Annotated in this window: 19 protein-coding genes, 1 tRNA gene and 2 pseudogenes; 7 read left to right on the top strand and 15 right to left on the bottom strand. The window is 64.3% G+C overall.

Annotated features, from left to right (window positions below; all coding sequences use genetic code 11):
* Nucleotides 1–386: 386 nt before the first annotated feature.
* The 5 genes from IAI54_RS03635 to IAI54_RS03655 are packed head-to-tail and all read right to left on the bottom strand — an operon-like array spanning nt 387 to nt 2,735.
* Nucleotides 387–818 (bottom strand): type II toxin-antitoxin system VapC family toxin, encoded by a 432-nt coding sequence (locus IAI54_RS03635; protein ID WP_187971064.1) that lies wholly within the window; start codon nt 816–818, stop codon nt 387–389.
* On the bottom strand, nt 815–1,060 hold the full coding sequence (locus IAI54_RS03640; RefSeq protein ID WP_187971065.1) for a type II toxin-antitoxin system Phd/YefM family antitoxin: 246 nt from the start codon (nt 1,058–1,060) through the stop codon (nt 815–817). The genes IAI54_RS03635 and IAI54_RS03640 overlap by 4 nt, the downstream gene beginning before the upstream one ends.
* Before the next feature lie 19 nt (nt 1,061–1,079).
* A complete protein-coding gene (locus IAI54_RS03645) occupies nt 1,080–1,421 on the bottom strand; it encodes an HTH-like domain-containing protein (protein WP_187971066.1) in 342 nt (113 codons plus the stop codon).
* Between the two features lie 44 nt (nt 1,422–1,465).
* Nucleotides 1,466–2,299 (bottom strand): HNH endonuclease, encoded by an 834-nt coding sequence (locus IAI54_RS03650; RefSeq protein ID WP_187971067.1) that lies wholly within the window; start codon nt 2,297–2,299, stop codon nt 1,466–1,468.
* 1 nt (nt 2,300) lies between these two features.
* Complete coding sequence (locus tag IAI54_RS03655) at nt 2,301–2,735, bottom strand: DNA methylase (RefSeq protein ID WP_235679237.1); 435 nt, start codon at nt 2,733–2,735, stop codon at nt 2,301–2,303.
* 136 nt (nt 2,736–2,871) lie between these two features.
* Between IAI54_RS03655 and istA the strand changes: the two are divergent.
* The 3 genes and pseudogenes from istA to IAI54_RS03670 form a co-directional block, all read left to right on the top strand.
* A pseudogene (gene istA, locus IAI54_RS03660) lies at nt 2,872–4,441 on the top strand (IS21 family transposase).
* Nucleotides 4,371–5,105 carry an IS21-like element helper ATPase IstB gene (gene istB / locus IAI54_RS03665; RefSeq protein ID WP_187969608.1) on the top strand — a complete coding sequence of 245 codons (735 nt, stop codon included), beginning with the start codon at nt 4,371–4,373 and terminating at the stop codon, nt 5,103–5,105. The pseudogene istA and the gene istB overlap by 71 nt, the downstream one beginning before the upstream one ends.
* 139 nt (nt 5,106–5,244) lie before the next feature.
* Nucleotides 5,245–5,739 (top strand): annotated as a pseudogene (locus IAI54_RS03670) (IS3 family transposase); the annotation flags it as partial.
* Between the two features lie 56 nt (nt 5,740–5,795).
* Here the strand turns inward: IAI54_RS03670 and IAI54_RS03675 are convergent.
* From IAI54_RS03675 to IAI54_RS03715, 9 genes are all read right to left on the bottom strand, one after another.
* Nucleotides 5,796–8,273, bottom strand: coding sequence for a site-specific DNA-methyltransferase (locus IAI54_RS03675; protein WP_187971068.1), 2,478 nt, complete (start codon nt 8,271–8,273; stop codon nt 5,796–5,798).
* Between the two features lie 7 nt (nt 8,274–8,280).
* Nucleotides 8,281–9,084, bottom strand: coding sequence for a DUF2971 domain-containing protein (locus IAI54_RS03680; protein WP_187971069.1), 804 nt, complete (start codon nt 9,082–9,084; stop codon nt 8,281–8,283).
* 62 nt (nt 9,085–9,146) lie between these two features.
* Complete coding sequence (locus IAI54_RS03685) at nt 9,147–9,737, bottom strand: hypothetical protein (protein WP_187971070.1); 591 nt, start codon at nt 9,735–9,737, stop codon at nt 9,147–9,149.
* Nucleotides 9,734–10,198, bottom strand: a complete 465-nt coding sequence (locus IAI54_RS03690; protein ID WP_187971071.1) for a hypothetical protein — start codon at nt 10,196–10,198, stop codon at nt 9,734–9,736. The genes IAI54_RS03685 and IAI54_RS03690 overlap by 4 nt, the downstream gene beginning before the upstream one ends.
* A 4-nt stretch (nt 10,199–10,202) precedes the next feature.
* Nucleotides 10,203–11,165, bottom strand: a complete 963-nt coding sequence (locus tag IAI54_RS03695; protein ID WP_187971072.1) for a hypothetical protein — start codon at nt 11,163–11,165, stop codon at nt 10,203–10,205.
* A gap of 61 nt (nt 11,166–11,226) precedes the next feature.
* Nucleotides 11,227–14,283, bottom strand: a complete 3,057-nt coding sequence (locus IAI54_RS03700) for a BPTD_3080 family restriction endonuclease (RefSeq protein WP_187971073.1) — start codon at nt 14,281–14,283, stop codon at nt 11,227–11,229.
* Nucleotides 14,284–14,614: 331 nt separating this feature from the next.
* A tRNA-Lys gene (locus tag IAI54_RS03705) sits at nt 14,615–14,690 on the bottom strand.
* 195 nt (nt 14,691–14,885) lie between these two features.
* Nucleotides 14,886–17,051, bottom strand: coding sequence for a TRAP transporter permease (locus tag IAI54_RS03710; protein ID WP_187971074.1), 2,166 nt, complete (start codon nt 17,049–17,051; stop codon nt 14,886–14,888).
* Between the two features lie 91 nt (nt 17,052–17,142).
* The gene (locus IAI54_RS03715; protein ID WP_235679238.1) at nt 17,143–18,117 is read right to left on the bottom strand and encodes a TAXI family TRAP transporter solute-binding subunit; all 975 of its coding nucleotides are present in this window, start codon (nt 18,115–18,117) and stop codon (nt 17,143–17,145) included.
* A 265-nt stretch (nt 18,118–18,382) separates the two neighbouring features.
* Here IAI54_RS03715 and IAI54_RS03720 point away from each other — a divergent pair, with 265 nt between their 5' ends.
* Entirely contained in the window at nt 18,383–19,129 is a 747-nt protein-coding gene (locus IAI54_RS03720) for a cytochrome c biogenesis CcdA family protein (protein WP_187971075.1), read from the top strand.
* On the opposite strand, the gene IAI54_RS03725 is transcribed toward IAI54_RS03720, so the two are convergent.
* Entirely contained in the window at nt 19,130–20,065 is a 936-nt protein-coding gene (locus IAI54_RS03725) for a DMT family transporter (RefSeq protein ID WP_187971076.1), read from the bottom strand.
* Between the two features lie 185 nt (nt 20,066–20,250).
* On the opposite strand from IAI54_RS03725, the gene IAI54_RS03730 reads away from it, so the two are divergent.
* The 3 genes from IAI54_RS03730 to glmS all read left to right on the top strand — a co-directional run bounded on the left by IAI54_RS03730 (nt 20,251) and on the right by glmS (nt 24,628).
* On the top strand, nt 20,251–21,189 hold the full coding sequence (locus IAI54_RS03730; RefSeq protein WP_187971077.1) for a trypsin-like peptidase domain-containing protein: 939 nt from the start codon (nt 20,251–20,253) through the stop codon (nt 21,187–21,189).
* Nucleotides 21,190–21,286: 97 nt separating this feature from the next.
* The gene (gene glmU, locus IAI54_RS03735) at nt 21,287–22,657 is read left to right on the top strand and encodes a bifunctional UDP-N-acetylglucosamine diphosphorylase/glucosamine-1-phosphate N-acetyltransferase GlmU (protein ID WP_187971078.1); all 1,371 of its coding nucleotides are present in this window, start codon (nt 21,287–21,289) and stop codon (nt 22,655–22,657) included.
* A gap of 147 nt (nt 22,658–22,804) precedes the next feature.
* On the top strand, nt 22,805–24,628 hold the full coding sequence (glmS, locus tag IAI54_RS03740) for a glutamine--fructose-6-phosphate transaminase (isomerizing) (protein ID WP_187971079.1): 1,824 nt from the start codon (nt 22,805–22,807) through the stop codon (nt 24,626–24,628).
* Nucleotides 24,629–24,689: the final 61 nt, after the last annotated feature.

Here is a 24,689-nt window from a genome sequence, read left to right on the forward strand (position 1 = left end):
CTCGAAGGTCATCGCGGCCTGCACGGGCACGGCAGGTCGCGCGATTTCCTCTACCCGCTCTCGCGCCTCCACGATCTGGATCGCGCCGGTCTTCGGATGCGCCTCGATGCGGCGGCGCTCTGCCCAGGCGTAGGCATCGTCGTGGTGGTCGACATAGGCGAGCATCAGGCTTCCGCCTGTCTTGTGAACGATGATGCGGATGTTCCGGCTGACCCGCACCGACCAGAAGTTCTGATCTTTGGACGTGTCGATGCGGTGGAACTGGAGGCCGGGCCGATCCGGCTCCGTCATCAGCGTGAACGCCGTCAGCTGCGCCTGCTTCTGCTCGTCATTGGCGAGCTTGGCGAGGGAGGCGGTGAAGCTGTCGGCGAGGATGGTGGGCATGGTCAACTCCCCGCGAGCGGGTCGAGGCAGGGGACGCCGAGCGGCTCGAAATGGCGCAGGTTGCGCGTGGCCACGGGCATTTCGCTTACCAGCGCCGTCGCTGCGATCAGAATGTCGGCATAGCCCGGATTCCGGCCGATCGCGTTGGCGCGATCAGAGAGCGTTCCGGCCTCCAGCGCTATCCTCGTACTGACCGGTACCAGGAAATCCGAAAACACCGCCATGGTGTGGTTGAACCAGACCGACAGCGTTTCGGCCTTGCGCGCCGCGCCCGTGCGCTCCAGCCGCGCAATGCCCTGCCTGATCTCGCTCAAGGCGACGACCGGCAGGAAGAGGTGACCGTCATTGTCGCGGAACCACTGCGCGGCGGTCGCGCTAACCCGGCCCGGCGCGATTTCCGACACTACCGACGTGTCGACGAGAAACCCCTTCACAGGTCGATGTCGCGCAGCGGCGTGCGGTCGCGCTCGAATTCGATCCCGCCGGGGAAGGCGAGCAAATGCTCGGCGAAGCTCGGGGCCTCGGGATGCGGATAGAGCTTCGCGGCATCCTCCACCGGCACCAGCACGGCGGCGGGCTTGCCATGCTTGGTGATCGTGGTCGGCTCGCCGCGCTCGGCCGCGGCGATCAGCGCGGAAAGCTCGGCCTTGGCGTCGCGGACCTGCAAGTGTTTCATGACTGGGCTCCTGGCGAGACTACATGTGACTACATATACGGGTCCGAGAAGGGAGGGACAAGCCGGACGCCGGCTGCCTGGCTCGTGTCGTGGTTGCGAGACGGGCGAGGGAGGCGGTGAAGGTCTCGGCGAGGATGGTCTTCCTGATCTCCACATACCGTGCCAGATTCATGCGCTTCCTGATCTCGGTGGCATAGGTGACTGGTATCTCGGCGCGGATTGCGAGTTCCTTCAAGGGCATGCCGTCGAGTTCCGCCGCGAACTTGATTCCGAACAGATGTACCGACAGCGCCTGTTCGCGAGCCGCAATGCCTTGGTGATACATACGGGCCAGCTCTCGAGCGGCTTCATCGATTGTCATTTCCAGCTCTCCCTAGTCGGTCACCCACTTGAAGCCTCTTGCGCTCATTGCGGAAATCCGTTGGCTGCCCTGTGCTTCGCGAGAAAGGCTTGCATTCGAGCGGTCGGGTTCCGGGACAAGCGCATGTTCTCTTCCAGAAGGCCGCTATGCGAGGCCATCGCGCGATTAGCCAGAAGCACGCCATCCGGATCAAATGAGATCAGCCCGGCATCGAAAAGGGCGTCGAGTGTTGCGACCAGCGGCAATCCGTTTTCGGGATCGAGACGCTCCTCATTGGTCGCGGCTCGCCACGGCAACAGATGAGAGGCTCGAATGACCGCGACGAGCGAACATCCCGTGACAGCACACCGTCCATTCCAAAGGGCCAGGACACGTTTGCGGAATTTGCCCTGACCTATACGAGCTGCGATTAGAGCTTTGCGCTCAGTGGGGGGAAGCGACACATCGTTAGCGATATCTGCGATATCGTCAGCGAGATCAGAAACTTGAGGCGATTTACGGCTTGGAAACTTGCTACCCGGAATCAGGCCGATGATGTATCCGCCTCGCTTCTCGAACGTCACGAGTTTTTGGAAAGACGGACCGATGGCGTCGAGACATCCCGCGTCGACAGACCATCTGTTCCCGTCTCGGTCGACAAAGGCGTATGGAACAACGTCACCAGTCTCCTCGGCAATCTCGGCTATCTTGTCGATCAGATACTGTATTCGAGGCGTGCAACTTCCGAAGCCCCCCTCTAATCCTGATGGCGTGTAGTAGCGATGCTTTCGTGCTGAGAACGCTCCGGTCTTGCCTGGTTGCGGCGGGTCAATCCGGACATTCACCTTTACGAATTCATCGTCCTCAACAAGTCGCTTTTTCTTCGGATCCAGCGCCATCTCACACCCCGAACACCTTCAACACCTCGTCCCCGAAGTGATTGATCACCTTCACAGCGATCCGCCCCGTCGCCGGCCTCGCAAACGGCCGTGACGTGTCCGAGTAAAGCGTCCCCCACGCGTCTTCGTCGATCTCCGCCTTCAGCGCCGTCTTCAGCGACTTGTAGGGGTCGTTCGCGCCGAGAAAGTAGGCGTGGCGGACGAAGAAGCTTTCCTCGTTGTAGTCGGTGTCGATGAACCAGGCGGCGATGCCCTTGGTGTCGGTGGAGCGGATGTCGCCCGTCGAAGGGTCGAACACGTCGACGCCGTTGACCTTCACCTGGATCTCGCCGGCCGGCGTCTCGATCAGGTCGATGTCCGGCTCGCCGAAGACGACGAAGAGGTTGCCCTTGCCCGTGTTTTTCAGGTCCTCGGCCATGTGCAGGTCGGGGTTCATGCGGGCTTTCAGGATCGGATGTGAATCGGCATGCAATTTTGACCCCCTAGACGGGAGGATCGGCGTCCAATTTTGACCCCCCTCGTGAAGTCGATCTGCGACCATCCGTTCGTTTTGGCGAGCGGGTGGAGAGGGGATGAAGACAGTGGACACGATTGCCCGGGTTCGGCGTGCCTTTCATGTGCAGGGGTGGTCGCTCAAGCGGATCTGCCGCGAGCTGCACGTGTCGCGCAACACGGTCCGCAAGATCCTCAGGTCCGACGAGACCTCGTTCTCCTACGAGCGCGAGCTGCAACCGAAGCCGAAGATCGGACCGTGGAAGGATCAACTCGACGGGCTCCTGAACGGCAATCTCGGCAAGGCGGCGCGCGAGCAACTGACGCTGATCCGGATCTATGAGGAACTGCGCGCGCTTGGTTATGAGGGCGGCTACGACGCGGTGCGCCGGTATGCGAAGAGCTGGGCGAAGACGAGAGGATCGGCGACGGCCGAGGCCTACGTGCCGCTGCTCTTCGCGCCGGGCGAAGCCTACCAGTTCGACTGGAGCCACGAGATCGTCCTGCTCGCCGGCGTGACGGTGACCGTGAAGGTCGCCCACGTCCGGCTCTGCCACAGCCGCATGATGTTCGTGCGGGCCTATCCGCGCGAGACGCAGGAGATGGTGTTCGACGCCCACGACCGGGCCTTCGCCTTCTTCGGCGGCGCCTGCACGCGCGGCATCTACGACAACATGAAGACGGCGGTGGAGACGGTCTTCGTCGGCAAGGAGCGGCAGTACAACCGTCGCTTCCTGCAGATGTGCAGCCACTATCTGGTCCAGCCGGTTGCCTGCACGCCGGCCTCGGGCTGGGAGAAGGGGCAGGTCGAGAACCAAGTTGGCCTGGTGAGGGAGCGCTTCTTCACGCCTCGGCTGCGCTTCAGGAGCTACGAGGAGCTGAACGCCTGGTTGCTCGACAAGTGCGTGGCCTACGCCAAGGCCCATCGCCATGTCGACCAGCCGGAGCGCACCATCTGGGACGTGTTCGAGGAGGAGCGCGGCAAGCTGGTCGAGTATCGCGGCCGTTTCGACGGCTTCCACACGGTTCCCGCCTCGGTCACGAAGACCTGCACCGTGCGGTTCGACAACAACAAATACTCGGTGCTCTCGACCGCAGTCGGCCGCCCAGTCGAGATCCAGGCCTATGCCGATCGCATCGTCGTGCGCCAGGACGGCACGATCGTGGGCGAGCATGCCCGTTCGTTCGGTCGCAACCAGACGGTCTACGATCCGTGGCACTACGTCCCTGTGCTGGCGCGCAAGCCCGGCGCGCTGCGCAACGGTGCGCCGTTCCAGGGCTGGGAACTGCCATCGGCGATGGAGCGGGTCAGGCGCCGGCTGAAGGCTGCCGACGACGGCGACCGGCAGATGGTGTCGATCCTGACGGCGGTGCTGTCGGATGGGCTCGATGCCGTCGAGATCGCCTGCCAGCAGGCGCTTGCCGAGAACGTCTGCTCGTCCGCCGTCATTCTCAACATCCTGGCCCGCCGGCGCGATCCGGCGCCGGCCGTGACCATCCTCACACCCGACGCGCTGCGCTTGGCGATCGAGCCGCAGGCCGACTGCGCCCGTTACGACAGCCTCAGGAGGGCAAGCTGATGGAACGCACCCAGGTTCTGGACCTGATGGGAACGCTGAAGCTCTACGGCATGCGCAGCGCCTACGATGAGATCATGACGACCGCCATCAAGCGTCAGCACGAGCCGCCGAGGGTCGTCGGCGATCTGCTGTCGGTCGAGATCGCCGAGAAGCAGGCGCGCTCCATCAAGTACCAGCTCACCGTCGCCAAGCTGCCGCTGGCCAAGGACATCGACGACTTCGACTTCGCCGGCACGCCCGTCAACGAGACGCTCGTGCGCGACCTCGCCACCGGCGCCTTCGTCGCCGACCAGCGCAACGCCGTGCTCATCGGCGGCACCGGCACGGGCAAGTCGCATCTGGCCATCGCGATCGCCCGCGCCCTCATACGCAGTGGCGCCCGCGGCCGCTTCTTCAACGTCGTCGATCTGGTCAACCGGCTGGAGACCGAGCACCGCTCCGGCAAGCAGGGACGCATCGCCGACTACCTCACCCGGCTCGACTTCGTTGTGCTCGACGAACTCGGCTATCTCCCCTTCGCCCAGGCGGGCGGCCAGCTCCTCTTCCACCTGATCAGCCGGCTCTACGAGCGGACCTCCATCATCGTGACCACCAACCTCGCCTTCGGGGAATGGCCTGCCGTCTTTGGCGACGCCAAGATGACCACCGCTCTGCTCGACCGCCTCACCCACCACTGCGAGATCATCGAGACCGGCAACGAATCCTGGCGCTTCAAGAACCGCACTCAAAGCTAAAGCCGGAAAGCCTCTCCGACACGCCCGACCGGGCTGCGCAACCCAGACCAGCTCCACCCGGTCGGGCGCTCACCGTCGCGCACTACGAGGGGGTCAATATTGGACGCCGATCCGGGGTCAACTTTGCGCGCCGATTGACAGCAACGCCCGCTGGAGCCTCGACTTCGTCTCCGACACCTTCACCGACGGCCGTCGCTTCCGGGTTCTGGCCGTCGTCGACGACTACACGCGGGAGTGCCTGGCGCTGATCGCCGACACCTCACTGTCGGGCCAGCGTGTCGTGCGCGAGCTGGACGCCATCATCCGCCGGCGCGGCCGGCCGGACACGATCGTCTCAGACAACGGCACCGAGCTGACCTCGATGGCGGTCCTGCGGTGGTGCCAGCAGACCGGCGTCGAATGGCATTACATCGCTCCGGGAAAGCCCACACAGAACGCCTTCGTCGAAAGCTTCAACGGCCGCTTCCGGGACGAATGCCTCAACGACACGCTGTTCTCGACACTCACCGAAGCGCGCAGCGCCATCAACTCATGGAAGGAGGACTACAACAACCACCGACCCCACTCGGCCCTCGGCAACTTGCCGCCGGCCGAGTTCGCAACGAAATCCACGCTGGAAAAACAGGCCGCATGAGGCCAGAAAAGAAACCCAGGACTCTCCCTCATGCCGGAGGAGATTGGGGTCTCAGGTCACTGGGCCTCGAAGTTGAAGGCGCAGGCGATCAGCGCGTCGAAGCGGGCGTCGGAGGCCTCGCGGGCGGCGGCGGTGATGTTGGATCGGGTGAGCGTGCCGAATTCCGGGCCGATCAGGATTCCCGCGCGCTTCTCGCGCCCGTCGCCGTCGGTATAGCGGCCTTCGGCGGCCAGCCAGTTGCCCGGCCAGGGTTCGACGGAGTGGAAATGGATCGTGTCGCGCCGCTCCTGGCTGTGGACGCCCGCGGAGCGCAGGTGGTCGAGCACCATGCGGCCGAAATCCTGGTCCGGCACGTTCTTCGGCGCGGGCTGCATGGTGCCCTCGGCGGCCGCCAGATCGCCCGCCAGCGTGTCGTCGCGCGAGGTGACGACGCGGTGCGGCGACAGGCTCTCGACGGTGAAGGGGCCGGCGACGCGCACCTTGGTCTTGTCCTCGTAGGGACGGTCGTAGAGCATCTCGACGTCGGCTGCGCGGGCGATGGAATCGTCTATCGCCTTCTGCCGCGCGATCCGGCCCTCCCACCAGTCCTTGTGCAGCGCGCGCACCCGGGCGCTGACGAGCCCGGCCTTTGCGGCGCCGTCTTTCGTCTCCAGCCACTGGTCGAGATCACGCGGGATTTCCCATTCCTCGAAGGCGGCCTGAAGCTTCTCGTTTATCTCCGCCCGTAGCGGCTCCAGCACCGCCTGCCACTTCTCCCAGATCACATCGATCTCAGAGTTGTTCGCGATCGACTTCAGCGTGATATGCGGCGCCCGATCATAGACAAACCCTTGGCGGATGTCGCCAGCAGTTGGCGCCTGCGGTTGTAACCTGCCGGAGACCTCTTGTTCTTTCTCACGACCTTCGTGGCTATCAGCGAGGAAGTAATAAGGATACCGCGCCGACATGAGCCGGGTTCGTGCGAGTGCAAGTGAGACACGCGAAGTGTCGGTCGTAATCCACCGACGGCCCCATTGCTCTGCAACAGTGGCCGTGGTGCCAGACCCGCAGGTTGGATCAAGCACAAGGTCGCCAGGATCGGTGGTCATCATAATGCAACGCTGCACAACTGCCGTGGAAGTCTGAACGACGTAGATTTTAGGATCCGACCTGCTCTGAATTCCGCCACCGACGTCGTCCCAAAAATTGGTCAAAGAAATCGATCCGAAATCATCGAAGTATTTCTTAAATCTCACCTGTCTTTCCGTTTCGATTAGCCGATCTGATTTTATCACTCGCTCTAGGCCGTCTTTCGTGGTTCGCCACGTCTGGCCTCCTGATTTGAATTCACGACCCCGAAATCGAACCGCGAAACGCTCAGCTTCGGTGGCGGGACGCCGCGATGTCAGGCCTTGATCGGTGTAGAAGCGCGATCCCTCCGGATAGTCTTGGTCCGACGCATTCATTTCCCGACCATCGGGCAATTTGACGTAGTTGTAGCGCGTTGCCCCGGCGTCGCCTCGCCTAAGTTTTTGATATAGAGGACGGTATTTAATCTGGGGCGTTCTTCCGTACCAAATAATATAATCACAGACTTTGTCTATGTGTTTCGATCCTAGGCCAACAGATGTCTTGTAAGGGATGACCGCAATAAAGTTTTTGTCTCCGAATACCTCATCCATCAATGAGCGCACGCGGTGAAAATTCTCATCGCTAATCTGTACAAATATCGAACCACTCTCCGTGAGTAGCTCGCGCGCGACCATCAGGCGGTCGCGCAGATAGGTAAGGTATGAGTGGATGCCGTCCTTCCAGGTGTCGCGAAACGCCTTCACCTGCTCCGGCTCTCGTGAGACGTCCTCCTTCTTGCCGTCCTTCACGTCGCGGGAGAGTGTGGAGACCTGCCAGTTCGAGTTGAACTTGATGCCGTAAGGGGGGTCGAAATAGATGCACTGCACCTTGCCCCGCATCGCCTCACGCTCGGTGAGGCTCGCCATCACCTGCAGGCTGTCGCCGAGGATGAAGCGGTTCGTCCAGTGCTGGGCGTGCTGGTAGAACTCGGCCCGCGCCTCCGGATCGGTGATACCATTGAAATCGGCGAACAGGTTCGGCTGCTCGGCGCCGGTCTCGCGGGCGCGCTCCGACATGCGCCGGAGATCGTCGATCAGGTGCTTCGGATGGATGGCCTCCTGGCGGTAGATCGGCGGCGCGTTCACCACGAGGTCGGACCAGTCCTGCGAATCCTTGCCGCGCCAGACCAGCTGCGCGTCGCCGAGCTCGAGCTCGCCCGTCTCGGCCAGCTGGCGCATCTGCTCTCTTGTGATGCGGATCCTCGCGCCGTTCCAGACGATCTGCGGGTCGAGATCGCCATCACGTGTGCGCGTCTCGCCATGGTTCAGCGGGCGAGGGCGCGGCATCGTTATCTCGCGCTCGGTGTCTCCCGTCAGCTCCGCCTGCTGCTCGAACAGCGACGCCATCTCGGCCGTCGGCACGTTGATGCGCGTGTCGTCATGCGACAGCGCCGCGATGGCCTTCTGGATCGGGGTCTTGGCCATGATGCTCCTAGCTTCGATCGCTGTGTTGGGGCGGGATTGCGTGCGATGTCACTTGTCCCTCTTCCAACCTTGCACCGGTAACCGCGATATGGGGAGGCAGGTCAGCACGCAGAGCTTCGATATCCTCCGCGGCAACATTCCACCCACAGATGATTTCGGTCACGTGGTGCGGATCGATCTCGTACAGATGCAGTGTATCGGAGGATGTGCAGTCAGACAGCGCTAGGACGACACGCCACTCGCGCTCATATGCCCAGTCCGACAGCTTGCTAAAGAACAGGTTGTCCTGACTGGACGGATCGTAGGTCATTCCTTCAAACTGATCGACATAGCGAACGGCTTTCAGAGCTTTCAGGCTGCCGGTTTCGTCTCCTGCGAAGCACCCTCTCAAGCCGTCGAAACGGACGACGAAACCTTTCGCCATGTTTGCATAGTGTGCCCACATGGGAAGCGAACCGTACCGCTCAGTCAGGCATAGGACCCCGACGCTACCGCGGATCAGATCAACCGTCCTCGCGAATGTCCGTTTCATGTACTCGGCATTCTCGTAGACAGCGGCAGCCCTGATCAGTTCGTTGGCCGCCTGGCGGCTCGAGGGTAGGGGAACTGCCTGCATATTTGGCGCCAGCTTCTGCAGGATCGCGTTTTGGTGCCCAAGCCACCGAAACTGATCTTCTGAGAAGCCGGTTTTTCGGATGGCCTCCAAGGAATCTAAAAATGCACGCTCCCTGAAGGTCGGGAGCATTTCGCTGGGGTCGTTCAGTTCGGCTATCGGGCTGAACTTCAGTCGGCCCGCTGCCAGGTTGGTCACGGCAGCGGGGCTCGAAACGAACTTGTATAGGCTAACCGGATCCGTTGAGGAGATAGGCATTCTCAGCTCTTCTCCCCGGTATGCGAGTAGCGTCGGACGGTCGGCAGATAGTCCGCGACTCCGTCGAACATCTCCTTCGCCGGACTGTCCGCGTGCAGTCCCGGAAACCAAGCTGCCGCCATGCCCGGGAAGCCCTTGCGCGTCTGAATGACGTCGAAAGAGCGTCGCGCCACGGGGACGAGGTGGCAGTCTTCCGCACGCGCCTTGGCGATGAAAGGTCGCACAGGTTCGTCCGGCGGCATGTAGCGAAACACCGTGGCGTTGTCGTAGAGGCCGACGATCACCGTGCCACGTTCAGGGTGACGGCCTGTCCATACGACAGTGATGCCGCTGAGTTCGTAGTCATAGCAGGCAGCGCCCAGCGTCTCTATATTGAGCGTTCGGTTCGCCTTGGGAACTCCAGGAGCACTGCGCCCCTCGCTGGTGCGGCTGACGGGGGCGTAGCCATAGCACCCCCCGTCGACCGGCTTGAAATTCTCGGCTTCGACTCCGACCGACTTCTTCAGATAGGCGTGGCCACCCACGGGTGCCTCGCTGCCGTCGTACCGGGAGGTCCAGCCGGTGTGGAGGAAGGCGGTGCGGTTCCAGTTCATGTGTCGCCCCTTTTCGCCACGACAGCGGAATCCGTTCGTTCCCGCAGAATGTCCTGCAGCGCCGCTTCGTAGCGCGACGCCTCCGTCACCATCCAGTCGACCATGGCGGGCCAGTTGTCCTCGGCATGGCAGTTGACGGACCAGAAGGTGACGAAGGGCTCCTTCTCGGTGCTGTCGGCCGGATCGAGCCCCAGCACCTCGTTCAGCCGGGCCGCATGGGGACGCAACCGCTCCGCGACGTCGACCGCGCCGAGCTTCTCGTTGCGGCCGAGAAAGACGCCGCAGCGGTTCTTGCTGGGCGAGACGTAGAGCGTGATCACCAGATCAAGGTCCGGAAGTCCGCGGTGCCAGTGCAACGCCACGCTCCTGGCTTGACGCGCTTTCTCTTCGGGATGACGCTCCTCGAGTAGCGCCCAGAAGCGGGCGTTGGGAAACTCGGCGGCGGTGCGGGGCTCGTGCATGAGGCTAGTTCTCCGCTCGCGCTGCATCCTGAAATGGCACCGGGCCAGGGGTCCATCCCTCGCAGTCTTGTCCGTTCCTTGCGAAGTCTTCCTCCAGTTCACGTCTCAGCGACGCCTCGTCGGCATAGGGATAAAGCTCCAGGAACCCACCGATCGCTTCATCGGGTCCGAATCCCCAGGCAAGCCTGGCGCCGGCGCACAGGAACTCATAGACCGAAGAGTATGGAATTCCGGCAGGATCGGACAGTCCGACCGATTGGCCGATCGCATCGAACGTCGCGTTGCTTCCACGGCTGACGTGGCCGATCGCCCAATATCGTGTGGTACCGTCAGACCGAAAACGAACCTTCGCGTCCTGCTGCTGCTGCTCCATTCGTCCTCCGGCCAGCTCTTCCCATAGATCGTTATAGGTCGCGCCGTACATCACGACGTCTCTCGGCCGGAATGCTGCGATGGTACGTCGGATCACTGCGAGGCGGCGCGGCGCCCATGCCTGAAGGTATTTCTGTCGGCTCTCCAGTTCCGGCAGAGCCTCGATGGCGGAATACGGCCAGTGGCTGGTCGAGGGTGCAGGCAGGGGAAGCAGGTTGAGAAGGCGGGCTTCGCCGTCGCTGCGTCCCCATTTCGAGACCTGATAGTCCCGTACCTTCTCCCGCGTCGGCGTCAACCCCTTGGCCTTCAACAGGATGCGAATCAACCCCCGCCAGGTCGACTGGATCCGGGCGCTCCCGTCCGGCGCGAAGAAGGCGGCGATCGCGGGGAAACCTGCACTGAGGCGGTCATGATACACGGCTAGGTCGGCACACTCCGGACGGCCCAATCCGTCCCAGATCGCGATCCTCTCGCCGACCTCGTCCAAGCTGTTCCCGCCTCCTTCTTCCATTCCGATGAACCACAACGCGGCCTGCGGATTTCCGTATCCGTAGAAGCCATCCATGAAGTCACGTAGATCGCGCGGATCGAGCATCAGTCTGCTTCCGTTGGGGCTACGCTGCATCCGGTGCTCCTGCGGAATCCGATCCCGTCCCTCATGCCGGTTCCTTCGCCCTGTCCTTCGAAAGCGTTTCCACCAGCTTCCCCCACTCCTCCTCGATGGCGAAGGCGTCGCGGAACTCCGCGAAACCCCAGCGCCCGAAGGTGCCGAGATTGTTGACACCCGGCACCCAGAGCGTGGCCATGGTCTCGGCCTTGATCTGCGCGTCGACGCCGCGGAAACCCTTGATCTCGACCACGAGGTGCAGCGGATCATCGTCGCCGCGGCCGTCGTCGATGCGGACGATGAAATCCGGCAGGTAGCGGCGGGTGGTCGCGCCGAGGCGGTAGGGCACCTCGAAGCCGAGCGCCTGGTTCTTCCCATAGGCCAGCGTTGCCGGATGGGATTCCACCACGCGCGCAAACTCGGCCTCCCAATCGGAATCGCAGACCACGTAATTGATGTGCGACTTGTCGGGCGCGGTCTTCCAGAGGTTGGACTTGGTCGTGTTGAAGGCGACGAAACTGGTCGTGCCCGCGGGGTTGTAGGGGTCGAGCATGGCCTTCACCACGCGGGCACCCTCGGCACCCGCTTCCCGCACGATCGCGCTGTAGATCAGGTTCGCGGCCTTCTCTGCCAGCTCGGCATAGGTGAGCATGCCGACCCTTGTGCCGCCGACGCATTTGACGTGCTCGCGCAGCCAGCGGCGCGTCACCGGCTGGATCTGGCTGAACAGATGGTAGGGCGGATCCTGGTCGCCGTCGCGGAAATAGAGCTCGATCAGCCGCTTGGTGAGGTGCATGCCGACCGTGTTGGGCGCCATCTCGTCGAGCGCCGCGGGCGACATGTCGATTCCTTCGCCGACGAGACCTTCGAGCCGAACGTTGGTCGGCCCGACCATGTCGGGCGTCAGCGTCAGCGTCGAATCCTGCGTGAAGGTCGCGGAGATGCGGTCCGGCGGCAGTTCGGTGCGGTAGCCGGCGACACGCGGAAAGCGAATGGCCAGCCGCTCGCGCTCCTTCATGGCCTGAACTCGGGTGGTCTTCTTCGGGGGCGTGCGGACGACCTTCTGCGGCTCCGTCGCGAAGTCGAAGGGAATCCCCATGATGTCGGCATACTCGACGTTGAAGAGCCGATTGCCTTGGGGATCGGTCTTTTCGCCTTTCTCATAGGACTGGCGGCGCAGGCCACGCCCGATGACCTGCTCGCAGAGCAGCTGGGTGCCGAAGGCGCGGACGCCCAGGATGTGGGTGACCGTCTGGGCGTCCCAGCCCTCGGTCAGCATCGAGACCGAGACGACGCAGCGTATCTGTTCGCCGAGCCGACCCTTCTGGCCGACCGTGTTCATGACTTCGCGCAGCAGGTCGCTGTCCGAGATGCTGCCGGCCGCAGCTCCTTCACGCTCCTGCTTCTCGCGCCGGAACAGATCGATCTCAGCTTCGGCGATCTTGCGGAAGTTCGGGTCGAGCGCGTCGCCGGACTCGAGCTGTTCGGAATCGATCAGCAGCGTGTTCATGCGGGGCAGGGGCTCCCCGGTGCGTTCATCGAAATTTCGCAGGAGGTCCAAATGGCCTGCGTGGATCGTCTGCATCTGGCCTTCGCGCTCGCGCTGCCATCCGGCGATCCATTCGTAGACGAGCTTGGAGCTCGACGTGTTGTTGCAGACGACAATGAACACGGGCGGCACGCCGATGGCGGCCCGCTCCCATTCGTCATGCTCGATCTTGTAGTGGCTGTAGAGCGAATGCAGCGCCGTCTGCAGGTCGTTGGGGAGTTCCAGGGGATCGAGGTCGCCTGCCTTGCCTGCGCCCTTCTTCGGCATCTTCTTGCCGATGTGGTCCCAGAGGTTCCTGTAGATCGGCGCAGGCGCGTTGACCGCGTTGTCGGCGACGGGAACGCGGGGCAGCTTGACGATGCCACATTCGATCGCGTCGACGAGGCTGAAATCGGACACGACCCACGGAAACAGCGTTCCTTCATCGTAGCCCGAACCGCGCAGGAAGAAGGGCGTCGCCGACAGGTCGTAGACACCGCGCAGGCCAACCTTGCGCTTGAGCGCCTCGATGCCCGAGATCCAGAGGCGCGCCGCCTCGTTGTTCTTCTTGGCTTCCTCCTTGTCCTCGCCCTTGGCCTCCTTCTCCTCGTCGGTCCCCGGGCGCTCGCGGTAGCAGTGGTGCGCCTCGTCGTTGATGACGACGACGTTCTTGAGCGGCAGGAGTTCGCCGCAGGCGCGCTGCAGCATCTCGCCTTCCGTCTCCTGCTTCTCGATCGGCGCACCGGTGCGCCCCTGCATCAGGCGCTCGCCCACGGGGTTCAGGTCGTGCGCCTTGCGGCGCTGGAAGGCGTGGTAGTTGGTGATGACGATCTTGGCCTTGCCGAGGTCGAACATCATGTCCGGCGGAACGAGTTCGCGCGTGACGTAATAGTTGTCGGGGTCCGATGGCAGGAGCACGCGAAGCCGGTCGCGGATGGTAATGCCCGGCGCTACCAGCAGGAAGCCGCGGGAGAACAGGCTGGAGTTCGGCTGGCGGGCGGCGTTGATGGACTGCCAGGCGATCAGCATCGCCATGACGGTCGTCTTGCCGGCGCCGGTCGCGAGTTTCAGGGCCAGCCGGAACAGCTCCGGATTGGAATCCCTGTTGGCCGCCTCGAGCGACCGAAAGATGTGCGCATACTGCTTTCGCCCGCGCGCGACTTCGCTCAGCCAGATGATGGTCTCGGCGGCTTCCACCTGGCAGAAGAAGGGGCGCTGGTTCGAGAACTCGTGGTGACGCCAGTGCTGGAGTAGGCGCTGCGTCGTCGGCGTCACGCCCCAGTCGGAAGGATTGGGAAGCGCTCGCCAGGATTCGAGGTGACGGCGAAGCTCGTTGACCAGATCGTTCGGCGAGTACTTGCCGCCCTCGCGCCCCGCATGGTCGAGATCGAGGTCCTTCTGCGCGGCAGACGCCTTCGCGCGCCGTCCACGCGGGACGGGAACGAGGTACTTCGAGCTACGGCGGCCGTCTATCGGGGGGGAGTCGAGCGGCTGCCCCTCGTCGTCCAGCGCGTGATGTCGCGTAGGCGGCCGATAAGGCGAGTTGAGAATGGGATCCGCATAGAACGGCTTCGTCATGATCCCCCCGGAAGCGATTCCGGTACAGATTGCACGTATCGGCCTGTATCGTTCAACCTCAAATCGCGGGAGAGAACAAATGACACGGTCTGCGACCGAAAGTCTGAATTCCGCCTCGGTCCGCTGATGCGCTGAGGCTGCTTGACGTCGGCTTTGGCTTTATCGCTGATCGTTTGGTCAGTGCGGTAGTGCCCGGCAATCTTCTCACAACTGCATCGAGGTCTGTCGACGCGGGAAGAAAAATCCTGTGCCAAAGAGGAGCGGGATTTCGCAGGGGGCACAGTCCGAACCATGGCACCCGGGCGAAAGGCTGGACGGTCGGGCGGCGAACTGGTGAGCGCGCTGGGGCTCGAACCCAGGACCTACTGATTAAAAGTCAGTTGCTCTACCGGCTGAGCTACGCGCTCCCGAAGCGCGCCTGGCGCGCCGGAAAGTGCGGCGGAACATAGGGAGGCGGCTCGGGGCGGTCAACCGGAAAAACGCCGGGGGCCCGGCGCCGGGCCGCGGGCAGGCGGGCTTCCGTGCCGGGCGCGCGGGAGCGCCTGCGGTCCGTCCAGCCCCGAACCGGGCGCCGGGCCGCCCGTACAGCCGGTGCGGCGCCGTCAGTCCAGCCCGCGCGCCAGGTGCTTCGGCCGCACGACGCGGGTCTGGACGAGGAAGAGGAGAAGCGCGATGCCCAGGCCGACGACGTCGGTCGCCCAGCCGCCCTCGATCATCGCGAGGCCGGCGACGAGCGTGCCTGCCCTGACGAGGAGGCCCGCCGCTCCGAAGAACCAGCCCTGCACGCAGGCCGCCAGCATGTAGACGCCGAAGGTGGCGGTGATGGTGACGTGGGCGATCTCCAGCCACGACCCGTCCATCAGCAGCGCCGGCGAGGAGAAGAACATGAAGGGGACCACGAAGGCGGCGAGACCGATCTTGAAGCTCTCCACCGAGGTCTTCATCGGATCGGACTGGGCGATGGCCGCCCCCGCATAGGCGGCGAGCGCCACCGGCGGCGTGATGGCCGACATGACGGCGAAGTAGAAGATGAAGAAATGCGCCGTCAGCGGCGCGATCCCCATCTGGATCAGGCCGGGCGCGATCACCGAGGCGGCGACCGCATAGGCGGCCGTCGTCGGCATGCCCATGCCGAGCACGATCGACACCACCATGGCGAAGAACAGCGCCACCACCTGGTTCTGGTCGGCGAGGCCGAGCAGCAGCGACGAGAAGCGCGTGCCGATGCCGGTCAGCGCGATGACGCCGACGATGATGCCCGCCGCCGCGCAGACCGCGACCAGCTGCAGGCTCATCTTGGTGGAGAGTTCGAGCGCGTAGAGGATCTCCTTCACGCCCATCCTGTAGGGCGTCAGCCAGGACACGACGGCCGCCGCCGCCATCGCCAGCGTGCCGGCCCGGATCACCGAATAGCCGGCAAACAGCGCGCCGATCAGGATGATGATCGGGATGAACAGGAAGGCCTGCCGCGCCAGCTTCGCGAATTTCGGCAGTTCCTCGTGCGGCAGCCCCTTCATCCCGAACTTCTGCGCCGCCAGATCGACCATGAAATAGACCGACAGGAAATAGAGGATGGCGGGAATGATCGCCGCGACCACGATCTCGGCATAGGGAATGCCGGTGATCTCCGACATGATGAAGGCGCCGGCGCCCATGATCGGCGGCAGGATCTGTCCGCCGGAGGAGGCGGCCGCCTCCACCGACGCGGCGGTCTGCGGCGCATAGCCCACCCGCTTCATCAGCGGGATGGTCAGCGACCCGGTGGCGACCACGTTGCCGGCCGACGTGCCGTTGATCATGCCCATCAGGCCCGAGCCGAACACCGCCACCTTGGCCGGTCCGCCGCGCTTGTCGCCGGCCGCGGCGAAGGCGAAGTTGACGAAATACTCGCCCACCCGGCTCGCCTGCAGGAAGGCCGCGAACGCCACGAACAGGATGATGTAGGTCGACGAGATCGCCGTCGTGGGGCCGAGGATGCCCTGATCGGTGAAGATGTAGGTGAAGAAGCGGCTGGCGGTGTAGCCGCGGTGCTGCAGGATGCCGGGCAGCCAGGGGCCGACGAAGCTGTAGGCCACGAAGACGCCGCAGATGATGACCAGCGCCAGCCCCGCCATCCGTCGCGTCAGTTCGAGGATGAGGATGACGCCCGCCATGGCCGCGAAGAGGTCGGCGTCCTTGGCAAGCCCGGTGCCGGCGCGCAGCCGCAGCAGCGGCGCGTGGAAGATGATGTAGAGCGTCACCGCCACCGCGGCGACCGCCAGGAAGGCGTCGGCCATGTCGATCCGGCTGCGGTCGCGGTCGGGCATCAGCCAGCCCACGCCGATCAGCCAGAGCGAGCCGCCCACCAGCGGCCAGCCGAAGGACCAGACGAAAGCGGTCCTGCCGGCCGCCTGGCCCACGCCTTCGCCGGTCAGCCAGAAGCCGGCGGCCTGGGCGAAGGCCAGCGTCACCGCCAGCGCGCCCGGCGCCAGCAGGGCCATCCGCAGGGTCGAACGCGTCCCGGCGCGGTCGGGCGTAGCGGCCGAAAACAGCGTCGAGGAAAACAGCAGGAAACCGATCACCAGCCCGCCGCCGACATGGATCAGCCGGTAGGTCCAGGTCTCCAGCGGATAGAGGTTCATCACCGCGATGTGGAAGGCGGTGTAGAGGACGCACAGTGCGGCAAGCGCGAGCTTCGTCGTGCCGAACGGCTTGCGCTGGTTGGCCGTGAAGATCTCGTCGTCGACGCCCTTGCCCAGAAGGCCGTCGCTGTCGGTGCTGGCGCTCATGATCGTCCCCCGCCGGTCCGGTGCATCCGCAAGAGGCGCCACCCGACGCCGCGCCGTCTCCGGCCGACGTCGGGCGGCGCGTGCCGGAGGCTTACTTCAGGTTGTCGGGGATGGTGATGCCCTTTTCGGTGAAGTACCGGACGGCGCCGGGGTGGTAGGGCATGAACGTGTTCTTGTCCCAGTTCTCCACCAGCGTCTCGGATGCCGCGGCATGGATCTGCACCATCCGGTCGGGGTTCTCCATGGCCAGCCTGGTGATCTCGTAGGCCAGGCTCTCCGGCATGTCCTGGTGCGCGATGGCGAAGTTCCACAGCGCCACGGTCGGCTGGTCGTAGTCGTGTCCGGCATAGGTGCCGGCCGGAATGGTCAGCGGCGCCATGGCCGGGAACGCCTCCAGCACCTTGGGCAGCTCGGCTTCCGACAGGCCGAACATCACCACGTCCTGCTCGGCGGCAAGCTGCGAGAAGGCCGAGATCGGCACGCCGGCGGCGAAGGCGAAGGCGTCGATCAGCCCGTCGGCGAGCTGGCCCACTGCATCCGAGGCGCCGGCGTTCGAGATGTTGGCCTCGATCCCGAGCGCGCTCATGAACTGCGGCCAGTAGGTGCCGGGCGTCCCGCCCGCGGGGCCGACGCTGACGCGCTTGCCGGCGAGGTCGGAGACCGACGTGATGCCGGAGGATTTGAGCGCGATCACCTGGAACGGCGTCTGGTACATCGGGAAGAGCGCGCGGATCGACTTGTGCTCCAGCCCTGGCGCCAGTTCCGACTTGCCGGTCCAGGCGTCATAGGCCGGCCCCATCGTCACGAGGCCCATCAGGTGGTCGCCGGTCTCCACCAGAGTCACGTTCTGCACCGGGCCGCCGGTCACCTCGCCGGTGGCGTTGAGGCCGAGGCTCTCGGTGATGTAGCTGGCGAAGCCGTTGCCGTAGACGAAATAGGTTCCGCCCTGGCTGGCGGTGCCGATCGTCAGTTCGCTCGGCCAGCCTTCACGGTCCTGGGCGACTGCCGGTGCGGTCATCGTCGCGGCGATTGCCAACGCGGAAAGGTATTTCTTGAGCATATTCATGGATTATCTCCTCCCGTTTGCGCCGACACCTCCATGTCGCCGACCCTGTTTCCATAACTGAATTCCACATCATCGGGAAGGCTGGAGCGCAAACGTCATTTCCGGCCGGAAGTCTTGGGCGGCGACGACCGCTGCGGCCGCCCCTGCGGGGTCCGGGACCGATGACCGGCGGGACAATATGCCCACGCAAGGGTGATTGGCTCCGGCACCGGTCGCGGTCTATAGCCGCCCCACGGCGGGTATCAGACCGGACGGGACGAGGCCAATGGCGATCGATGTCGGCTATGTGAGCGCGGTGGGGGCGGGGGCGATCTCCTTCCTGTCGCCCTGCGTCCTGCCGCTGGTGCCGCCTTATCTCTGCTACATGGCCGGCGTCTCGGTCGACGATTTCCGCGGCGAGGGCGCGAAGGCCGAGGACCGGACCACGCGTTTCGCGCTGCTCGGCGCGTCGGCGGCCTTCGTGCTCGGCTTCTCCACCGTCTTCGTCGCGCTCGGTGCCGGCGCCTCCACCATCGGCGGGCTGCTGCGGGCGTACCAGCAGGAGCTGGCGGTCGTCGCGGGCCTGCTGATCATCCTGATGGGGCTGAACTTCCTCGGCGTCGTCCGCATCCCGTTGTTGTCGCGCGAGGCGCGCTTCCAGGCAGGCGGCAGGCCGGCCAGCGGCATCGCCGCCTATCTCATGGGCCTCGCCTTCGCCTTCGGCTGGACGCCCTGCATCGGCCCGGTGCTGGGTCCGATCCTGACGCTTGCCGGCGGGCGCGACACGGTGGGCGAGGGGGCGGCACTGCTCGCCGCCTATTCGCTGGGGCTCGGCATCCCGTTCCTGGTGGCGGCGCTGTTTTCCGGCGCCTTCATGCGCTTCCTGTCGCGCTTCCGGGTGCATCTCGGCCGGGTCGAGAAGGTGATGGGCGGGCTGCTCGTCGTCGCCGGCATCCTGTTCCTGACCGGCGGCATCCAGACCGCCTCCTTCTGGCTGCTGGAGACCTTCCCGATTCTCGGCACGCTCGGCTGATCAGCGCCGATCCCGTGCGCCGAAGGCGGGCAGCCAGGCAGGCGGCAGCGTGGCGAGGATGACGCCGCCGCAGACCAGCACGATGCCCAGTGCGTGGTAGGCGTGGAAGGTCTCGCCGAGAAACAGCACCGCCAGCCCCACGCCATAGGGCGGAAGCAGGTACATGAACACGCCGGCCACCGGTGCGCCCAGCCGGCGGATGCCGAACTGGAAGCCGAGGAAGGCCGCCAGCGAGGCGAAGGCCACGATCCCGGCGATCCCGCCCCACGCGCTGCCCGTCACCGGCATCGGCGCGCCTGAGAAGAATTCGAAGGCTGCGAAGGGCGCGAGCATCAGCGCGCCGGCCGCCGCGATCAGCGGCAGCAGCGCGAGATTGGAGACCCCGGTGACGCGCGGCGAGCGCAGCAGCAGCGAATAGACCGCCCAGGCGACCGCGGCGCCGACGAAGATCAGGTCGCCATCGTTGAAATCGAGGGCCGCCAGGGCCCGCAGGTTACCGCGCAGCACGATGACGGCGATGCCGGCAAGCGCCAGCGCCGAGCCCGCCGCTGCGCGCAGTCCGACGCGGCGGCGGTTCGTGACGGCATCGATCAGGATAATGAAGACCGGCGAGGTGGTGTAGATCAGCGTGCCATTGGTGGCCGTCGTGCGCTGCAGGGCGAGGTACACCAGCGCGCCGCAGATCCACATGCCGAGCAGGCCGAGAAGGGCCAGGAAAGGCGCATGGCCGCGGACGAGCCGCAGCGCCGCGGTGCGGTCGGCGAGCACGAAAGGGGCCAGCGCCAGTGCCACCGCGCCCCAGCGCAGGAAGGCCAGCGTGAAGGGCGCGACGTCGCCGATGACCCCGCGTCCGAAGATCAGGTTGGTGGAAAAGAACAGCGGCGTCAGCACCATCACGGCGACGGCTGCGCTCTGGCGTCCGGTGGGGCTCGACATGGCGGTCACTCCGCGCCGGGCGGCGATTGGATTGGCTGAGCTGCGGTGATAGAGACGTTGGCGATCTGGAACAATGGCCGGTTTCGGTAGGCACGATTGGGGTGGGGATGCTGCCAAATGACGTAGAAGGGCGAGCCTGGGTTGAACTACTATCCGATTCGAATAATCCCCCAGAGCAGACGGCATTGATTACGTTGCTTTCATCAGATGATGATCTTCAAGTCGATGTTCTCGGGTCGGCATTTGTAATTAAAGCCAACGGAGTTAGTGCGATATGCCTGGGTGCCGCTCACAGTTTTCATCCAGTTCAGCGCAGGCAGGCGTGGCGTAGTGGAAAAAGTAATCTGAAGATACCCATCGATTTCCTGCCGAAAGGACCAAACTACCTAAACCCTGAAGAGATAACTGCTTTTTGCGTGAGGGACGGCGTTCCGCATGTGTGCCGTGTCGATCAAATAAACTATATAGAAAATTTTGATGTTGCCCTATTTACTGTATATGAAATTGACGGGGCCAATATATTTAATGAACATGTTGCAATAGATATTGGGGCGCCTTCAGTCGGTGAAAATTTGATAGTGATGGGTAATATTATAAACATCGAAAAACGAAGTGACGGAAAGGGCGTTATTTCGCAAAGATTTTGTATGAGAATGGGCGTCGTAACCGCTACTGAGATGGGCAAAGGTGCTCTGCCAGGTATAAGTTCATATTTCGAAACAACAATTCCACTATATGGAGGCATGAGCGGTTCTCCGGTAATAAGAGAGCCGAAAAAAATCGGGGATCCTATAGTCGTCGTCGGCGTTGTGTCCACGGACAATTCTCCATCAGAAGCTTTTGAGAAATTTCAGGTCTCAGGGAGCTCGAAGGCAACGATGCTGTGGCCTGCAATGGGATTGGGGCTGCAAGTAGAAATTGGGAATGAGGTCGATACGGGTCACGTTTTTCTCGGTGAGCTTGTTGAGCGCTCGATAATTGACAATCGATCACAAAATGTCACCGTTAAGGTACGAGGTGACACCGAAAGAACTGAAGTTCTGTACGAGGACATGCGTTCTGGATCTCCTTACCGTGTCCTACTAACTACAACCGGACATCCAAACGACACGCGGTCAAAATAGGCGTCCGGTGCACTCCTATGCCCGACGAATCCAGTGGCGCAACTCGTCACAAGTATATGATCAACAATCCTGATTCCCAACACATGGTAGGCTACCTATGAGCGCACGCAGCTGTCTTTCCGTCATCCTGGCCGCGGGCGAGGGCACGCGCATGAAGAGCGCTCTGCCGAAGGTCCTGCACCCGGTGGCCGGCCTGCCGCTCGTCTGCCACGTCATCGATGCGGCGGCTGCCGCCGGCAGCGGCGCGCTCGCCGTGGTGATCGGCCATGGCGCGGATGCCGTCCGCAAGGCGGTCGAGACGCGCGCGCCGGGCGCCGGCGTCTATCTGCAGTCCGAGCGGCTCGGCACCGCGCATGCGGTGCTGGCGGCGCGCGAGGCGATCGCGCGTGGCCATGACGACGTGCTGGTGATGTTCGGCGACACGCCGCTGATCGAGCCCGCCGCGCTGGAGACGGCGCGGGCGCGGCTCGCGGAAGGCGCCGCGGTCGCGGTCATCGGCTTCCGCACGGCAAATCCTGCAGGTTACGGCCGCCTGATCGAGAGAGACGGCGCGCTGATGGCGATCCGCGAGGACCGCGACTGCTCCGAGGAGGAGCGGAAGATCACCTTCTGCAATGGCGGGCTGATGGCGATGTCGGGCGAACACGCCCTGTCGCTGCTCGACGCGGTCGGCAACGCCAATGCCAAGGGCGAGTATTATCTGACCGACGTCGTCGAGATCGCCCGCGCCCGGGGGCTGCCGGTGGTGGCGACGGAAGCGCCGTTCGAAAACGTGCTCGGCATCAACAACCGCGTCGAGCTCGCCGAGGCCGAGGCGATCTGGCAGGCGCGCCGCCGCCGCGCCATGATGCTGTCGGGCGTGACGCTGACGGCGCCGGAGACGGTGCATTTCAGCCATGACACGGTGATCGGTGCCGACACGATCGTCGAGCCCAACGTCGTCTTCGGGCCAAAGGTGACGGTAGCCGCCAACGCCCGCATCCGCGCCTTCTCCCATCTGGAGGGCGCGACCGTGGGCGAGGACTGCGAGGTCGGCCCCTATGCGCGGCTGAGGCCCGGCGCGCGGCTGGCCGAAAAGGCAAAGGTCGGCAATTTCTGCGAGGTCAAGGAGGCGGACGTCCAGGCCGGCGCCAAGATCAACCACCTGACCTATATCGGTGACGCCACGGTCGGCGCCGAGGCGAACGTCGGCGCGGGCACCATCACCTGCAACTACAACGGCTACACCAAGGACCGCACCGAGATCGGCGCCGGCGCCTTCATCGGCTCCAATTCCTCGCTGGTCGCGCCGGTCCGCATCGGCGACCGCGCCTATGTCGCGTCGGGCAGCGTGATCACGAAGGACGTGCCAGACGACGGCCTGGCCTTCGGCCGCGCCCGCCAGGAGGTCAAGCCCGCCCGCGCCCCGGTGCTGCGCGCGCTCTACAAGGCCGAGAAGGAACGGCGCGGCGGCGGCTCGAAGGTCTGAAACGCCTCGCTCCTTCGGCCCCCCCTCTGCCCTGCCGGTCCGAGGCCACAACGTAAGGTTCTGAAACGAAAATTTAGTTCCGTTCGTCCAACGAACGTCTCACCATCGGCGCCATCGAAATGGCGCGAATCCCCGGGGGGCTGGAATATGTGCGGCATTGTTGCAATCGTCGGCTCGACGCCGGTCGCTCCGCTGATCGTCGACGCGCTGAAGCGCCTCGAATATCGCGGCTATGATTCGGCGGGCGTCGCCACCATCGAGCACGGACGGCTCGACCGCCGCCGCGCCGAAGGCAAGCTGGTCAATCTGGAGAACCGGCTGAAGGCCGAGCCGCTGGCCGGCCTGATCGGCATCGGCCACACCCGCTGGGCGACCCATGGCGTGCCCAACGAGACCAACGCGCATCCGCATTTCGGCAAGGACGTCGCGGTCGTCCACAACGGCATCATCGAGAACTTCGCCGAACTGCGCGACGAGCTGAAGGCCGACGGCTACGATTTCGTCTCGCAGACCGACACCGAGGTGGTGGCGCATCTCGTCTCGCGCGAACTCGATCGCGGCGCCGCACCCGAGAAGGCCGCGCACAATGCGCTGAAGCGGCTGCAGGGCGCCTTCGCGCTCGCCATCCTCTTCCGCGGCGACGAGGACCTGATCGTCGGCGCCCGCTCCGGCCCGCCGCTCGCCGTCGGCCACGGCAAGGGGGAGATGTATCTCGGTTCCGACGCCATCGCGCTGTCGCCCTTCACCAATGCCGTCACCTATCTGGAGGACGGCGACTGGGCGGTGGTGCGCCGAAGCGGCATGACGATCTTCGACATGGAGGGCAGGCCGGTCGAGCGGCGCATGCAGCAGTCGGTCGGCACGGCCTTCCTGGTCGACAAGGGCAACCACCGGCACTTCATGGAAAAGGAAATCCACGAACAGCCGGAGACGATCTCCCACACGCTCTCGCATTATCTCGACTTCGCCGAGGGCAGGGCGCGGCGCGAGGCGCTGCCCTTCGACTTCGCCAAGCTCGACCGCATCGCCATCTCGGCCTGCGGCACCGCCTATCTCGCCGGTCTGGTGTCGAAATACTGGTTCGAGCGCTATGCCCGCCTGCCGGTCGACATCGACATCGCCTCGGAGTTCCGCTACCGCGAGATGCCGATGCCGAAGGCGAGCGCGGCCTTCTTCGTCTCCCAGTCGGGCGAAACCGCCGACACACTGGCCTCGCTGCGCTACTGCCGCTCGCAGGGCGTTGCGATCGGCGCCATCGTCAACGTGCAGGAATCGACCATCGCCCGCGAGGCCGACTGCATCTTCCCGACGCTTGCCGGCCCCGAGATCGGCGTCGCCTCCACCAAGGCCTTCACCAGCCAGCTCTCCGTGCTGGCCTCGCTCGCCCTGCGCGCCGGGCGCGAGCGCGGCACGATCACGCCCGAGGACGAGAAGCGCATGGTGCGCGAGCTCTCGGAGGCGCCGCGCTTCGTGCGCATGGCGCTGAAGCTCGAGGAACAGATCGACCGCGTGGCACGCAAGCTCTCGCAGTACCGCCACGTGCTCTATCTCGGCCGCGACACCAGCTTTCCGCTCGCCATGGAAGGTGCGCTGAAGCTGAAGGAGATTTCCTACATCCATGCAGAGGGCTACGCGGCCGGCGAACTGAAGCACGGGCCGATCGCGCTGATCGACCGCGACATGCCGGTGATCGTCATCGCCCCGCACGACCGCATCTTCGACAAGACCGTGTCGAACATGCAGGAGGTGGCGGCCCGCGGCGGCCAGATCATCCTGATCACCGATCAGGAGGGTGCGCGCCGCGCCTCGATCAACGCCTTCGAGACGATCATCATGCCGGACGTGCCGGAGATCATCGCGCCGATCGTCTATGCCCTGCCGATCCAGATGCTGGCCTATTTCACGGCCGTCTTCATGGGCACCGACGTCGACCAGCCGCGCAACCTCGCCAAGTCGGTCACGGTGGAGTGAGGCGCGGCGCTCTCGCGCAGCCCGCCGCCCGGCGCATGAAAGGGCATTCATAATTTCGTCG

The organism is Aquibium microcysteis, assembly GCF_014495845.1.
In the GTDB taxonomy this organism is placed as follows: domain Bacteria; phylum Pseudomonadota; class Alphaproteobacteria; order Rhizobiales; family Rhizobiaceae; genus Aquibium; species Aquibium microcysteis.